At 69.1% G+C, this 15,505-nt stretch carries 13 protein-coding genes; 9 read left to right on the forward strand and 4 right to left on the reverse strand.

Translation table 11 applies throughout. The features are described from left to right. Positions 1-29: 29 nt before the first annotated feature. On the reverse strand, positions 30-902 hold the full coding sequence (locus ABIC70_RS09475) for a branched-chain amino acid ABC transporter permease (protein ID WP_043345455.1): 873 nt from the start codon (positions 900-902) through the stop codon (positions 30-32). A 132-nt stretch (positions 903-1,034) separates the two neighbouring features. Further along, positions 1,035-2,246: an ABC transporter substrate-binding protein gene (locus ABIC70_RS09480; protein WP_043345452.1), complete on the reverse strand. Its 1,212-nt coding sequence runs from the start codon at positions 2,244-2,246 to the stop codon at positions 1,035-1,037. Between the two features lie 453 nt (positions 2,247-2,699). Here ABIC70_RS09480 and ABIC70_RS09485 point away from each other — a divergent pair, with 453 nt between their 5' ends. From ABIC70_RS09485 to ABIC70_RS09525, 9 genes are all read left to right on the forward strand, one after another. Further along, the gene (locus ABIC70_RS09485; RefSeq protein WP_251982166.1) at positions 2,700-3,011 is read left to right on the forward strand and encodes a hypothetical protein; all 312 of its coding nucleotides are present in this window, start codon (positions 2,700-2,702) and stop codon (positions 3,009-3,011) included. 39 nt (positions 3,012-3,050) lie between these two features. Beyond that, positions 3,051-4,433, forward strand: a complete 1,383-nt coding sequence (locus ABIC70_RS09490; protein WP_354439553.1) for a PepSY-associated TM helix domain-containing protein — start codon at positions 3,051-3,053, stop codon at positions 4,431-4,433. Between the two features lie 19 nt (positions 4,434-4,452). Continuing rightward, positions 4,453-4,848 carry a DUF2946 domain-containing protein gene (locus tag ABIC70_RS09495; RefSeq protein WP_278306390.1) on the forward strand — a complete coding sequence of 132 codons (396 nt, stop codon included), beginning with the start codon at positions 4,453-4,455 and terminating at the stop codon, positions 4,846-4,848. Between the two features lie 57 nt (positions 4,849-4,905). Next, positions 4,906-7,215 (forward strand): TonB-dependent receptor family protein, encoded by a 2,310-nt coding sequence (locus tag ABIC70_RS09500; RefSeq protein ID WP_075381462.1) that lies wholly within the window; start codon positions 4,906-4,908, stop codon positions 7,213-7,215. A gap of 139 nt (positions 7,216-7,354) precedes the next feature. Beyond that, on the forward strand, positions 7,355-8,326 hold the full coding sequence (locus ABIC70_RS09505) for an ABC transporter substrate-binding protein (protein ID WP_075382089.1): 972 nt from the start codon (positions 7,355-7,357) through the stop codon (positions 8,324-8,326). Between the two features lie 47 nt (positions 8,327-8,373). Further along, complete coding sequence (locus ABIC70_RS09510) at positions 8,374-10,350, forward strand: sensor histidine kinase (RefSeq protein ID WP_354439556.1); 1,977 nt, start codon at positions 8,374-8,376, stop codon at positions 10,348-10,350. Then, positions 10,347-10,745: a response regulator gene (locus ABIC70_RS09515; RefSeq protein ID WP_354439557.1), complete on the forward strand. Its 399-nt coding sequence runs from the start codon at positions 10,347-10,349 to the stop codon at positions 10,743-10,745. Before ABIC70_RS09510 ends, ABIC70_RS09515 begins: the two co-directional genes overlap by 4 nt. Further along, a complete protein-coding gene (locus tag ABIC70_RS09520) occupies positions 10,742-12,007 on the forward strand; it encodes an adenylate/guanylate cyclase domain-containing protein (protein WP_043760534.1) in 1,266 nt (421 codons plus the stop codon). The genes ABIC70_RS09515 and ABIC70_RS09520 overlap by 4 nt, the downstream gene beginning before the upstream one ends. 140 nt (positions 12,008-12,147) lie before the next feature. Beyond that, positions 12,148-13,134, forward strand: coding sequence for an ABC transporter substrate-binding protein (locus ABIC70_RS09525; RefSeq protein ID WP_043345432.1), 987 nt, complete (start codon positions 12,148-12,150; stop codon positions 13,132-13,134). Between the two features lie 258 nt (positions 13,135-13,392). Here the strand turns inward: ABIC70_RS09525 and ABIC70_RS09530 are convergent, their stop codons facing one another. Together ABIC70_RS09530 and ABIC70_RS09535 are read right to left on the reverse strand one after the other, a co-directional pair. Next, a complete protein-coding gene (locus tag ABIC70_RS09530; protein ID WP_075381458.1) occupies positions 13,393-13,869 on the reverse strand; it encodes a YidB family protein in 477 nt (158 codons plus the stop codon). A 64-nt stretch (positions 13,870-13,933) separates the two neighbouring features. Beyond that, positions 13,934-15,349, reverse strand: a complete 1,416-nt coding sequence (locus ABIC70_RS09535; RefSeq protein WP_043345428.1) for a TAXI family TRAP transporter solute-binding subunit — start codon at positions 15,347-15,349, stop codon at positions 13,934-13,936. Between the last annotated feature and the right edge of the window lie 156 nt (positions 15,350-15,505).

Here is a 15,505-nt window from a genome sequence, read left to right on the forward strand (position 1 = left end):
TGCCGGGAGAGATGCGCGGGCGGTCACGGTCAGACCTTCTTGATGACCGCCTTGCCGAACAGGCCGACGGGGCGAATGGAGAGGACGACGAGGAGCAGGATCAGGCCCGGCACATCCTTGTAGCCGGTCGAGATGTAGAAGCCGGTCAGCGTCTCCGCGACACCGAGGATCAGGCCGCCGACGATGACGCCGAGCCCGGATTCGAGGCCGCCGATGATCGCCACCGCGAAGGCCTTCAGCGCCAGCACGGAGCCCATCGTGGCCCCGGTCAGCGTGACGGGCGCCACGAGCACGCCCGCGAAGGCCGCCGTCATGGCGCTGATCGAATAGGACAGGGTGATCACCTTCTGGGTGTTGATGCCCATCAGGCCGGCGGCGTCGATGTCGTTGGAGGTGGCGACGACCGCCTTCCCCCAGATCGACTTGCGATTGAAGATCTCGACCGCGAGCATCATCAGCAGCGCCCCCGCGACGATCAGCAGTTCCATCGGCAGGATGCGGACGCCGCCCACTTCGAGGGCAGTCTCGGGGAGCGGCGAGGGAAATTTCAGGTCGTCGCGGCCCCAGACATTCTCGGCGACGTTCTTGAAGATGATGCCGAGGGCGATGGTCGCCATGATCCATCCGTATTCGGACTTGATCTTCACGGCCGGGCGTACGCCCAGGCGCTCGACCACGGCCCCGAGGGCAAAGCCGAAGACGAGGACCAGGGGGATCATCAGCCAGTAGCCGACGAAGGGCACCAGGGTCAGGCCGAACAGGGCCCCGAGCGCCAGCGCCTCGCCCTGGCCGAAATTGAGCGTCTTCGAGGTCGCGAAGGTGAGCTGATAGCCGAACGCGATGGCGGCGTAGATCATGCCGACCGCGACGCCTGAGGCGATGAGCTGAAGCAGGATGGCCATGGATGCGTTGTCACCGGAGGGTCGTCCGGCCGCGCGGCGCGCGCCGCGGGACCGATATGCGACGTGCCGGCAGGCTGGAGTGCCGCCGGACTCTGGGGCACCCGCGCCCGGGTGGGCGCGGGCGTCGGGACCTCAGTTCGAGGACTTCTCCTTGACGCGGACGACACCGGCGTTCTTGGCGTCCTCATCCTTGGCGTAGACGATCTTGCCGTCCTGTACCTTCCCGAACACGACCATGTTGCGCGAGATGGCGTTGTGGTCCTTGGCGGTGAAGGGCTTGTCGTAAGTGGTGACGACGCCCTCGACCTTCTCGTTCAGGTTCTCCAGGGCGGTGCGGATCTTCGCGCCGTCGGTGCTGCCCGCCTGCTTGATCGCCGCGGCGAGGAGGTAGATCGAATCGTAGCCCTGGGCGCCGGCCACGGGGGTCGGGATCTTCGTGACGCCGTAGGTCTTGTAGTAGTTCTCAAGGAAAGCCTTCCGCTTCGGCAGCGTCTGGTCCTCGATGAACGTCTGGGGCATGACCACGCCGTTGCCGTTCGCGCCGGCGATGTCGATGAAGCTCTGCATCGAGGACGGCCAGCTGGTGATCATCGGCACCTTCCAGCCGAGCTTGGCCATGCCGTTGGCGATCTGGGCCAGCTCCGGCCCGATCCCGTAGGCGAGGATCACCTCGGCACCGGCCTGCTGCGCCTTGAGCAGCTGGGCCGTCATATCGACGTCCTTGATGTTGAACTTCTCGACCGCGACCGGCTTCACGCCCTTCGTGCCGAGATACTTCTCGATATCCTCACGGCCGAGCTGGCCGTAATTGGTCGAGTCTGCGAGGATCGCGATCTTCTTATGGCCCTGCGCGAGGGCCTCATCGACCATCAGGCCCGCCTGCAGCACGTCGTAGGCCGAGTTCCGGAAGACGTAGTTCGAGTCGTAATCCGGCTCTTTGAACTGATTGGTGATGATCGTCCCGGTGGCAACGTTGTTGAACACCGGGATTTCGGCTTCTTGGTAAAAGCGTTGGGCCGCGAGCGCGACGCCGGTGTTGATGAACCCGACCGTCGCGACCACCTTCTCCTTATTGATCAGCTCTTGCGCGACTTGCGCACCGACCTCGTTCTTGGCCTCGTCGTCGCGCTCGACGAGCTGGATCGGCCGACCGAGGACACCGCCGGCCTTGTTGATTTCGGCAGCGGCGAGCTTGGCGCCGTCGCGCATTGAGACGCCCATCGAAGACGACCCCCCGGTATAGGGACCGCTCAGCCCGATCTTGATCGGATCCGCAGCCCATGCGGGGGCCGACAACATCGATAAGAACAGCACCGCAGCTGCTGCGCGACCTGCGAAGACCATCGTTCCCTCTCCAAGCTCCCGCTCGCGCGGCATGCCCTTCACCGTGGCACTCTGCCGACGACGTCTCATTGACTCAGGTCGGGCCGTCAAGCTGATGCTCTGATGAATCCAGAACGAATAATAAAGATTGTACCGATCTCTCGGCAGGATGAGCAACACAGGAGAAGAATCCAGCCCTGCCGACCGGGCGAGCGGATTAAAGGGCGACCGGACTCGTAGGACGCCGACATCCGGCAGGGCGCGCTCTGCGGCGTCCGCAGGGCCTCGAGCCCAACGCCGTCAGGGCGGATGCGGCGCGGTCTCATCAGGGCGCGCCCCTCCCGGTCGTCGCCGATGCACAGGGCGTCCAGCGCCGTATGGGAACCGCGCATTGACGCGCCGCAGTCCGGCCGCCTAGATCGCCCCATGCGCCGGCGGCAGCCTCGAACGGGTAGAGGGCGCGCGATCATTGGCTTGGTCGCGCTCTACGCGCTGCTGCTTCAAGCCTTTCTGGGGCTCGCCACACCGAGCCGCGCCCTGGACGGTCCGGGCGAGGTGCACTGCGCCGGGCATTCGTCGGGCGAGCCTGCGAGTAAGAGTGTGCATGTTCATGCGTGCTGCACGGTCGTGCAGGCCGGGACGCTGACGCTGCCCCCCATCGATCCGGAGGCGGCGGCCTGGCCCTCCGCGCCGACCTCGCTGTGTGCGTGGCGCCCGGAAGCCGAGATCCCGACGACGGGACCTCCGGCCTATAACGGAACCGCGCGAGGTCCGCCCGCGGCCTGACGATCCCGATCCCGATCGCTCAGGCCCGGACCTCTCCTCATGTCGATTGTTCTGCACGGCAGCGCCCCCGCGTACGGGGCGGCTGCCACTGGACGACTGTCCAGCGACGCCATCTACCGGGCCGTCTGGCGCTGGCACTTTTACGCGGGCCTTCTGTGCCTGCCCTTCCTGATCAGCCTGTCGGCGACCGGCGCGCTCTACCTGTTCAAGGATGAGATCAACGGCAGCCTGTTCGCGTACCGCACCAAGGTCGCCCCCCAGGCGATGGCGCCGCTCGGCCCGGATCGCCTGATCTTCAATGCGCTGCAGACGGTGCCGGACGGCGCGCCCGTCACCTACGTCGATCCCGCCGCCCCGGATGCCGCCGCGCGCGTCACGGTCGCGGTGGGCGATCGCCGCATCCACGTCTACCTGAACCCCTACACCGGCGACGTGCTCGACCGCGTCGGCTCCGATCGCGAGTTCATGGCGGTGGTTCGGGGGCTGCACAGCCTCGCCCTGCTCGGCCCGCTGGCGAATGCCGTGATCGAGATCGTCGCGGGCTTCGCGGTCATCCTGGTGGTGACGGGCACGTATCTCTGGTGGCCCCGCGGTCGGACCGGCGGCGTCGTCACCGTTCGCGCCACGCCCCGCCGGCGCGTGTGGTGGCGCGATCTCCACGCCGTCACCGGATTCGTGGCCGGCGGCGGTCTGCTCTTCCTAGCGCTCACCGGGTTGCCCTGGTCGATCTGGTGGGGGCAGCAGCTCCGCGCATGGTCGAATGCCGCCGGCCTCGGCCAACCGGCCGCGCTCTGGGCGAACCGGCCGGTCTCCACGATACCCCTGCGCGACAGGCTCGAGGATGCGGGCTGGACCCTGCAAGACGCGCCGATACCGCGCTCTGCACCGCCTGCCGCAGCGGGCGCGGGCATTGGAATCGACGAGGCCGTCGCGAGTCTCGGACGCATGGGGATGCCCCACGGCTTCGAGCTGGCGCTGCCCGTCGGCGCCGACGGGGTCTACGCCGCCGCCATCTACCCGCGCGACGTCACCCGGCAGCGGGTGATCACCCTCGATCAGTATTCCGGGCGGCCGCTGGTCGACGTCCGCTTCGCCGATCTCGGCCCGGTCGGCCGGGCGATCCAATACGGCATCGGGATCCACAAAGGTGAGCATTGGGGCCGCGCGAACCAGTTCGCGATGCTGGCCTTCTGCCTCGCCACCATCCTGCTCGCCGTGACGGCCGGAACGATGTGGTGGAAGCGGCGCCCGGCCGGCAGCCTCGGGGTGCCGCCGTGGCCGCCTAACCGGCGGGTGCTGGTCACCGTGACCCTGATGATCCTCGGGCTCGGGATCCTCTTCCCGCTGACCGGCCTCGCGATCGCCGGGATAATCGGTCTCGATCTCGGCGTGGATCGGCTCCGAAGGCGCGGGATGAGCTGATCCGGAGCGGACGGGCGCCATGCCCGTGCGGACCCGTTCTCGTCTGACGCGCCGGCGCCCGGGCCTTCTGGGCGCCGGGCTGATCGTGTGCGCGCTCTGGATCCAGGCGCTGGCACCGGCCGTGGCCCTCCGGATGGCGCAGGCGCCGTGGGCGCTGCCCGGTCAGATCCTGTGCGGGCATGGGCCGGATCAGGCGACGGAAGTCGCCATCGGTCCGCATGCGCCGGCACTGACGGGCTGCGGCCTCTGCGGGCTGTGTCGGGCCGGCGCCGTCCCGCCGCTTCTTCCGACGGTGGTCGGCCTCGCCCGTCGCCTGCGCTGGCATGCGGTGACGTGGCCGATCCCGCCCCCAAAGCCCATCGTCTCGGTCCACCGCATCCCCGGCCAACCGCGAGGGCCGCCCCGTTTCGCCTGATCGCCTGCCCATGCCCGCGGCCCCGCCGCTTGCCCCACCGATCAGACGAGTCCTCCGATGCCCCCCGACCAGACCGCCTTGCGCGGCCGCGCCCTCGCGCTTCTGCTTGCCGGTACCCCCCTCCCCGCCCTCGGCCAGACCGCGGTCATGCTGGACGAACTCTCCGTGGAGGGCGAAGCGGCGCCGTCTGCGGGCCGGACCACGGCTCCGCCTTTCGGCGTGGCCGCGCCCCCCGGCGCGGCCCCCTCGGTCATCGAGCATCCGGTGGGCGAGATCGTCACTGGCATCGGCCGGGACGGCACCATCGCGAACCGGCCGGCGACCAGCATCGGATCGGTCCTGGTGAACAGCCCGGGCGTCACGGTCCGGCAGGGCAATGGCGGCCGGGACGTGGTGATCTCGATCCGCGGCAACAACGCTCGCTCCACCGGCGTCATCAAGAACACCGTCGTTCTGGAGGACGGCTTCATTTTGACCCAACCGGACGGGGCGTCGCGCTTCGACCTCACGGACCCGCGGGCCTACAGCCGGATCGACGTGTTCCGCGGGCCGCAATCGCCCCTCTTCGGCAACTACGCCACCGGGGGCGCGCTCGCGTTCCGGACGCGGACCGGGCGGGAGATCGACGGCTACGAGATCGGGGTGGATGCCGGCAGCTTCGGCTACCTCAGCAATTACTTTACCGTCGGAGGCGTCAGCGGTCCGTTCGAGATCAGCCTGTTCGCGAGCGACGTCCGCGCCAACGGCTATCAGGACCATGCGAGCTATGACACGCAGACCATCAATCTGCTCGCGAGCTACACCCCGACCCCGGACAACCGCTTCACCCTCAAGGTGATCAACAACACCCTCGACGCCAACCTTCCCGCCCGCTCGTCCCTGGCCCAGTACCGGATCAACCCGTACCAGCGCGGCTGCGCCGCCGCCGCAAGCGCGGCAGCCGGCTGCACCACCTTCAACCTGTTCCGGAACGGAGCCTTCGGCGCGACCGTGCCGGTGACGGCGGATGAAGGCGGCTTCGGGCGCAACGACCGCCGGACCATCGTGGCGGCCCGCTGGGAGCACGACATCGACGCCTTCACCACATGGCGCACGCAGCTCGGCTTCGACGAGCGCAACTTCGATCAGCCCTTCTACCAGACATCGTCGCGGGGCTCGTATCCGTCCTGGAATTTCCTGACGGACCTGACCCGGCGGGGGGATCTGTTCGGTCTGCCGGCGACCGGCTACGTCGCGCTGGCCTACAACACGATCGACAACCACATCACGACGTTCAACCGGGCGCCCTATGACGGCCCGCGCCTGGGGGCGCTGATCGGCGATCAGACGGCGGTGCAGTCGAATCTCGGCGGCCGGGCGCGGCTCGAACTCGCCCTGTCGGACCAATGGACCGGCGTTCTCGGCCTCAGCGCCGAGAGCACCTCCATCACCGGCCGCAACCTGGCCTACAGCTACGCGGCGAGCGGCGCGACGCGGACAGTGGCGGACGCGAACCGCTCCTTTCTCAACGTCGCCCCGGAACTGGCGCTGGTCTACCGGCCGGATCCGGCCTGGGCGCTGCGCGGCCGGGTCGCCACCGGCTATACGACGCCGGCCGCGAGCAACCTGTTCATCACCCCCGCCGGACTTCCGGGCAACAACACCCAGCTCCAGACGCAGGAGAACCTGGGCTTCGATCTCGGCGCAGAGTGGAGTCCGGTGACCGATCTCCGCTTCAGCGTCACCGGCTTCTACGAGTTCTTCCGCAACGAGCTGGTTACGCAATCGCCGGGGGCGGGCCTCCTCGCCTACACGTTCAACGCGCCCGCCTCGGAGCATCGGGGGATCGAGGTCGGCGCCGACTGGGCCTTCGCGCCCGGCTGGCGCGGAACCCTGGCCTACACGTTCGACGACCAGATCTACACCCGCTACACCGAGCAGCTCAGCGCGGGCAGCCTGACCCGTCGGTTCGACCGGGCGGGGAACCGGATCCCCGGCGTTCCGGCCCACCAGCTGCTGGCCCGCCTGGGCTACGACGTGCCGAGCGGGCCGCTCGCCGGTCTCGGAGCCTTCGTGGAGACGGTGGTTCAGGGCGACTTCTACCTCGACAATGCCAATTCGCTGAAGGCGCCGGGCTATGCGATCGTCAACGCCAACCTGCACTACGCCACGGACCTGACCGGCGGATACGCCAAGCGGCTCAGCGTCTATCTCGAAGTGCGCAACCTGTTCGATACGACCTACGTGGCCTCCGCGCAGAATCTCGCCAATGGGATCAGCGCCACGACCGGCCTCCAGAACGGGGCGGCGGTGCTGGCGACGACGACCGGCTCGATCTTCGCGGGGGCTCCACGGAACATCGTCGGCGGGATGCGGCTGGCATTTTGAGCGTTGCCGGCGGGCCGGCGCGTGGTGTCAATGCCGAGCTTGCACTATGCTCCGGCGATCGATCGCGGGGGCCGGGCCGATGCGCGCGGTCCGGGCCGCGCGGCGCGGGCCGTGGGCGGAGACTTGGCGCGATGGTCGGATGAGGCGGCGCACCGTAATCGCTGGATTGGCGCTGGCCGGATGGCCACGCATCGCCGGAGCGCAGACGCAGGCCCACGTGGCGGCGCTCTGGCCGTTCACGGAAAGCGATGACGAAGGTCGCGCGCTCGCGGAGGCGTTCAATGCCGCCCTGCGCGACCAGGGGCATCCGGATCAGCCCGTCGATCACCGCTGGGGCGGTGCCGACCCCGAGCGGACGCGGATCCTGGCGACCGAACTCGTCGCCGCAAGGCCGCCGGTCATCTTCGCTTATCTGAATGCGCAACTCTCGGCCGTCGCGACGGCGACCCGAACGATTCCGATCGTTTTCGTCGGCGCCTCCGATCCGGTCGGGTTCGGGTATGTGGAGAGCCTCCAACGCCCGGGGGGCAACATCACGGGCTTCACCCTCTACGAGGCGCCCCTGGGTGGAAAATGGGTAGCGGCCCTCAAGGAAGCCGTGCCGAGCATCCGACGCGTCACGCTCCTGTCGAATCCGAGCACCGAGATCCGGGGCAAGAACCTCTACGCCGAGCCGTTCCGCAGCACCGCGGCCGCGCTGGGAATCGAACCCAGGGTCGTAAAGGTCGAGAAGACTGCCGACATCGATCCTGTCATCGCAGATCTCGCGCGACAGGGGCACGGGGGGCTGATCGTCGCGCCCGGGACATTCAGCGAGGCCAACGGCGATCGCATCGTCGCGCTGACGACGCGCAACACGATCCCGACGGTCTTCGCCATCCGGCGCTTCGCCTATCGCGGCGGCCTGATGTCGTACGGTCCCGATCCGACCGAGGCGGTCCGTCGGGCGGCGGCCTATGTCGGTCGCATTCTCCGCGGCGAGAACCCGGCAACCCTGCCCGTCCAGGCGCCCACGAAGTTCGACTTCATCGTGAACCTCAAATCCGCGCGCAGCATGGGCGTGGACATCTCGTCGGCGCTCCTCGCCCAAGCCGATGAGATCGTCGAGTGACGGCGCTTCCCCCACCGACCGGAGATACGGTCCCGCGGTGGCTCCGCGTGCCGCTGTCGGTCAAGTTCGCGGTGGCCTTCGTGGGCCTCGTCAGCTTGGTCCTGCTCATCAACGGGGCCGTCGACCTGACCCTGAACTATCAGGACGCCAAGCGGACGGCGATCGAGACGCAGCGCACCAAGGCGCGGGCGGCCGCCGAACGCGTCGATGCCTTCCTGTCCGGAATCGAGAGCCAGATCGGCTGGACGACCCGCGCCGAGTGGCGGCGGATCCCCCCCGAGCAGCAGCGTTACGACTTCATTCGCCTGCTGCGCCAGGCGCCGGCGATCACGGAGGTCGCCTATCTCGATCCGGCCGGAAAGGAACAGCTGCGGGTGTCGCGGCTCGAACCCGACGCCGTAGGCAGCGGCAAGGATTTCTCGACCTCTCCGCGGTTCACCCAGGCCCTCGCCCAGAAGACCTGGTTCGGCCCGGTCTATTTCCGGCGCGGTTCCGAGCCTTACATGACGGTCTCGGTCGCCCATGCCGGCCGCGACCCGGGCGTGACCGTCGCGGAAGTCAATCTGAAGCTGATCTGGGATGTGGTCAGCGCGATCAACGTCGGCGAGCACGGCTACGCCTTCGTGACGACCGCGACCGGACGCCTGATCGCGCACCCGGATCTGAGTCTGGTCCTGCGTGACACCGACCTGTCCGGCCTGTCGGAGGTCGCGGCGGCGCTGCCCGGATCCCGGATGGCGGGACAGGATTACGAGATCACCACCGGCCTCGACGGCGGCTGGGTGCTGGCGGCCCATGCCACCATCCCGCGGGTCGACTGGATCGTGTTCGTGCAGGAATCGCTGCGCGACGCGATGGGGCCGGCTCTGGAATCCGTCATCCAGACCACCTCCCTGATGGGCCTCGGCGTGCTGCTGGCGGCCGTGGCGGGGACCTTTCTGGCGCGGCGCATGGTCGTTCCCATCCGACAGCTGGAGGATGGCGCAGAACGCTTCGGATCCGGAGACCTCTCGGAACGCATCGTGATCCGCACCGGCGACGAGATCGAGACCCTTGCGCACCGGTTCAACACGATGGCAGGCCGCGTCCAGGAATCCTACGAGACCCTGGAAGCCAAGGTCGAGGAGCGAACCCGCGACCTCAATCAATCACTCGATGACCTTCAGAGAGCCCAGAGCCGTCTCGTGCAATCGGAGAAGCTCGCGTCCCTGGGCCAACTCACCGCCGGCATCGCCCACGAGATCAAGAATCCGCTGAACTTCGTCAACAACTTCGCATCGCTCTCGAACGAGCTGGTGGACGAGTTGCGGGACGCGCTCGAACCCGCCCCGCTCGATCCGAGCACGCGGGAGGAGGTCGAGGAGATCACCGGCCTTCTCAAGGGCAATCTCGAGAAGGTCGTCCAGCACGGCAAGCGTGCCGATTCGATCGTCAAGAATATGCTGCTGCACTCGCGCACCGGGTCCGGGGAGCATCGCCCGGTGGACGTCAACGCTCTGGTCGAGGAGAGCCTGAATCTTGCCTATCACGGAGCCCGTGCGGCGAAACCCAGCTTCAACGTGACCCTCGTGCGCGATTACGATCCGGCCGCCGGCACGGCCGACCTCTTTCCCCAGGAGATCACCCGGGTCCTCCTCAACCTGATGTCGAACGGATTCTACGCCACCGAGAAGAAGGCCGACGGCGCGGAGCCGGGCTACGAACCGACGCTGTCGATCGCCACCCGGGATCGGGGCGACAGCATCGAGATCCGCGTGCGCGACAACGGCACCGGTATCCCCGACAGCGTCAAGGCCAAGATGTTCGATCCGTTCTTCACCACGAAGCCGGCCGGCGAGGGAACGGGGCTCGGGCTCTCGTTGAGCCACGACATCCTCGTCAAGCAACACGGCGGGACGGTGGACGTCGCCACGGAGCCGGGCGCCTTCACCGAGTTCTCCATCACCCTGCCGCGCCAGAGCGTCACGACGACCGCGCCCGCTGCGCCTCCACAGCCGGCGACCGAGACCGAGAGCCAGCCATGAACGTCCTGATCCTCGTCGTCGATGACGAACCCGACGTGACCGACCTGTTCCGGCAGCAGTTCCGCCGCGAGCTGCGCGCCGAACGGTTCGCGATGGGCTTCGCGCATTCGGCGGCGGAGGCCCTGGACCGGATCAACGGGTCCAACGATCCGAGCCTGATTCTAATGCTCTCCGACATCAACATGCCCGGGATGACCGGCCTCGAATTGCTGCCGCGGGTGCGCGCCGCCCGGCCCGACGTGCCGGTGATCATGATCACGGCCTACGGCGATGCCGAAACGCGCGAGAAGGTCATCGCCGCCGGCGCGGTGGGCCTGATCACCAAGCCGATCGATTTCCCCCTCCTGAAGGCCGAGATCGACCGCCGCCTCTCCGCGCTCTCGGGGGCCGAATGACGCCCGGCATGCCGAGCGCCAAGATCCTCGTCGTCGATGACGAGCCGGATCTCGAGGCGCTGATCACCCAGAAGTTCCGCCGCCAGATCCGCCAGGGCCTCGTCACGTTCCTGTTCGCCCATGACGGACAGGAGGCCCTGGACCGCCTCTCGGACAACCGCGACGTCGATCTGGTCGTGTCCGACATCAACATGCCGCGCATGGACGGGCTGACGCTGCTCGCTAAGCTGCAGGACCTTGCCGAGCGCCCCTCGACCATCATCGTCTCGGCCTATGGCGACATGGCGAACATCCGCACGGCGATGAACCGGGGTGCCTTCGACTTCCTGACGAAGCCGATCGACTTCGTGGATCTCGAGACGACGATCGAGCGGACGCTGAGGCATGTCGAGGCTCTGCGCGAGGGCCGGCGGCGGCAATCGCTGGCCGAGCGGGCGCATGCCTCTCTGGCCCGGTACTTCTCGCCCAACCTCGCCGAGCGGCTCGCGGGGGATGCATCGGGCCTGGAACTCGGCGGCCACCGGCGCGACGTGGCCTCCCTGTTCACCGACATCGCCGGCTTCACCAGCCTGGTGGAGAGTCTCGACCCGGCGCAGCTCGCCGAGATCCTTAACGGCTACTTCGCCGAGATGACCGACGTGGTCTTCGCCCACGAGGGGACGGTGGCCAAGATCGTCGGCGACGCCCTGCACGTGCTGTTCGGGGCGCCGGGGGACCAACCGGACCACGCGGCCCGGGCGGTGGATTGCGCGCTGGCCCTCGACCAGGTGGCCGAGGGGTTCCGCGCGCGCTGGCGGGAGCGGGGGATCGAGATCGGCGTGACGCGGATCGGCGTCCATGCCGGGCCGGCGATCGTGGGCAATTTCGGCGGCGGCCGATACTTCGACTACACGGCCTACGGCGACACCATCAACACGGCGGCACGCCTGGAGAACGCCAACAAGGCGTTCGGAACGCGGATCTGCGTCAGCGAGGCCGTGGTGATCCGGGCCGGGCAGTTCCGCGGCCGGCCCCTCGGCGACCTCCTCCTGCGCGGCAAGCAGACGGCCCTGCGCGCCTACGAACCCCTGACGGAGGCGGTCTACGGCGACGCGCCGCTCGCCCAGTATCAGGACGCCTACGCGAAGCTCGATGCCGGGGAGGCCGGCGCCCTCGCGGCCTTCGCGGCCCTGGTCGGGCTGCGTCCCGACGACGGGGTCGCGGCCTTCCACCTGAAGCGCCTCCTGAACGGCGGCAGCGGCAGCCGGGTCGAGGTCCGCTGAGTTCCGCGCCCCGCCGGGATTCCCATCGGTACACGCGATAGCCCCGCCTTAAGGCAGCGCCTATTACCATCCCCGGGCGCGCGATCGGACCCCCTCCCGATCGGCGCGGCTCGGAACGGGTGAAGGCGGGAGACCGGCGCATGAGACGGCGCGACGTCATCGCGGGCCTCGGCGGCGCGGCCGCGTGGCCGGCCCTCGCCGCCGGGCCGGCGAAGGGTCAGCGTCGCCTGGGGATCCTGCTGGTCTACGGCGAAGCGCATCCCGACAGTCCCGTCATCGTCGACACGCTCAAGGAGAGCCTCAATCGGGCCGGCTGGATCTGGGGCCAGAACCTCGCCGTCGACCTGCAGTACGGCAACGGCGAAGCCGAGCGGATGCGCGGTCAGGCCGAGGAGATTCTGGCGCGCAAGCCCGACGTGGTGCTCGCGCAGGGCGTCGTCGGCGCGACGGCGCTCCAGCGGGCGACCACGACGGTTCCGGTCGTCTTCATGATGCTGCAGGATCCGGTCGGCGGCGGCTTCGTATCCAACCTGTCGCGGCCCGGCGGCAACCTGACCGGCTTCACCAACTTCGACTTCATTCTCGTCGGCAAGTGGCTGCAACTCCTAAAGGAACTCAGTCCCGGCGTCACGCGGGCCCTCGCCCTGATCAACCCGGATTACCGGGCGCGCCTCGCGGGCTACACGGCCGAGATGGCCCGGATCGGCCCCGAACTCGGGATCGACGCCCGGATCGCCGGCGTGCACGACGCCGCCGAGATCGAGGCGGCGATCACGGGCTTCGCCGCCCAGCCGAAGGGCGGCCTCATCGCGCTGCCGGACGCGGTGACCGGCGTGTACAGCCAGCGAATCGTCGATCTGGCGGCCGCCTACCGTCTCCCGGCCGTCTACGCCTATGCGGCGCCGGTCCGCCTCGGTGGCCTCGCCGCCTACACGACCAGCGTCGAGCAGGATGTGCAGCGGGCGGCGGGCTACCTCGACCGGATCCTGCGCGGCGCGGTGGTCGGCGACCTGCCGGTGCAGGCGAGCGAGCGCTTCATCACCCTGCTCAACCTGAAGACGGCCGCCACCCTGGGTCTGACCATCTCGCCCTCGCTGATGGCGAAGGTGGACGAGTTGGTCGAGTAGCGGCTGCCGGAATCGTCGGCGGGGGGGGGGGGGGGGGCGCCCCCCCCCCCCCCCCCCCCCCCGGCAAAAAGAAAAGCGCCCCGCGGACAGGGGCGCCGGTGAGCACACTAGCCCGGGGGCCGGCCCCCGCCCACCGGGGTGTTCCCATCTCCGGCGTTTGGGTTGTGGGGGGGGGGGTGGGGGGGGGCGGGGGGGGGGGGGGGGGGGGGGGGGGGGGGGGGGGGGGGGCGCCCCCCCCCCCCACCTCCGCGAAGCGGATCAGCTGAAGGCCGGCAGTCGTCCGTCGGGCGAGTAGCGATCGATGGCCGAGGGCAGGTCGCGCGAGAGGCGCTCCAACAGCTCGCTCTTGCTCAGGCCCGTACGCTGCTCCAGGGCCGCCAACGTGTCCGGCCCGATGGCGCGCTCCAGATCCGCGGCCGGGATGTCGCGGTTCGGGCCGTGATTGATCCAGGATTGCGCCGTCTCGGCATGGCCGCCCTTAGTGAAATGATCGACCAGCTCGGTCAGGCCGCCGGCGATGAGGCCGCCGACGCCCCCCGCGCTGGCGCCGCCGAGGAGGCGATCCAGGTTCGCCGGAATCGTCGACCCCGTCGCGGGCGGGACCTGCGGTGCCGGCGACCGCGCCGGATCCTTGGCGTGGCCGCCGAGCCACTCGGCGATCCGGTCGCGGTTCTGGTAGCCGGCCACCGCCAGCAGCCCCAGCAGGGCGGTCATCGAGGGATATCCCTTACTCATGGCGTCGTCCTTCCTTGGTGCGGGCCGAAGCCCGGGTGGTACGGCGGTGGGCCGCCGCATCGGGTCATGCCGGCGTCTGGGCCGCGTCTGCCGCGACGGCTCTGCCGGCCAGGCCCAAGCCGTCATCCGCGCTCCGGCCAGCCGTGATGGCGCGCTTCACCGTCGAACGGGCCGCGTCGATGGCGATGGTCGCCGCCGACATCGTCCGGGCCTCGGTCGGGCGCTCCAGGGCATGCTTGGCGATGTCGCCCGCGAGATCGTCGATCTCCCGGGCCAGGATCTCGAGACGTCCGGAATCCGGTGTCTCCTGCGCCTCCTGACGGATCTGCAGCAGGCGGTCGGTCGCCTCCTCGACGCGCTCGCGGCGCAGGCGCGACAGGCGCTGGCCGATCCACGCGAGCGCCGAACCGATGCCGCCGCCCAGGAAGGCGAGCAGGTAGATCCAAGTCTCATAGCGCTCGATGAAGCTCTGCTGCTCGCGCTCGTAATAGTCGACGGCGCCGGGATGGATGGGCAGCCTCGCGCTGGTCGCGCCGACGGTGCCGTCATAGGCGGGGGCCTGAACGTAATCGGCGGCCGGCGTGACGTTCGCCATCGCGCTGCGCAGCTCGAACAGGTGCTGCGTGACGTCGGCCGCCACGGAGCGTGCGAGGCTCGACCGCGCCATCAGCCGGTACGAAGCGCCGACCGTGTGAACGTCGTCGGCCGGCACCTTGGGGCTGCCGCCGAAGGTCTCGGCCGGCATGGTGACCACCTGCAGACGCGGCAGCCGGGCAACGATCGCCTCGGCATTCTCGACATCCACGAAGGAGATCTTGCGGTTGCGGCTGGCCGCCTGGACGAGGCCGACGATCCGCTGGGCCGTCGGCGCGGTCGGCGCGATGACTGAGATCACTGCGTCGACCCGCTTGCGGGCGAAGGCCGCGCCCAGGTCGCTCTCGGCCATCTCGACCAGGGCGACGTGGCGCGGCGGCAGACCGCCTTCCGGCTCGGTGGTGACCAGCGTCAAACCATAGTGATCCAGCATGGCGCGGATGAGCGCCTCGTCGGCGTCCCGATGGGCCAGGATCGCGAGGCGCTTGCGATCGAGATCGGGGAAGCGGTCGATCCCGGCGGCTTCCGGCGAGGCGATGATCATCGCCTGGTCGCGTAGGATCGCCAACGTCAGGCCGTTGTCGGGGAGTTCGACGTCCGGGCGTACGATCGCCAGATCGACCCGCCCGTCACGCAGCGCCTCGGCACTGTCGCGCACGTCGTCGAAGGGTATGATCTTGAGGCGAATCTCCTTGTGGCGCTTGGCCAGGGCATCCGCGTAGGCCTGGATCAGCGCCGGCTCCGTCCCGTCCTTGGGAGCGACCGCGATGGTCAGGACGGTGGCGCGCGACACCCAGTAGGCCACGCCGGCGCCGACGCTCAGCAGGATGGCGAGCACCAGGAAGACGAATTCCTGACGCAGGAAGAGGCTGGCGAAGTGCCGCATCGGCTCTGCTCCCGCGCGTTGAGCGGTTCGGCCCGGCACCGTACCGGACATGGGCCGAGGGGCGGCGCCGGTGGCCCGGCGCCGCGGGATGAGGATCAGTGCTTGCCGGTGATCTTGTCGGCGAGGGTCTTGGCGCCGTCCTTGACGTCGCCGACG

It is taken from the genome of Methylobacterium sp. 1973 (assembly GCF_040545035.1).
GTDB classification, from domain to species: Bacteria; Pseudomonadota; Alphaproteobacteria; order Rhizobiales; family Beijerinckiaceae; genus Methylobacterium; species Methylobacterium fujisawaense.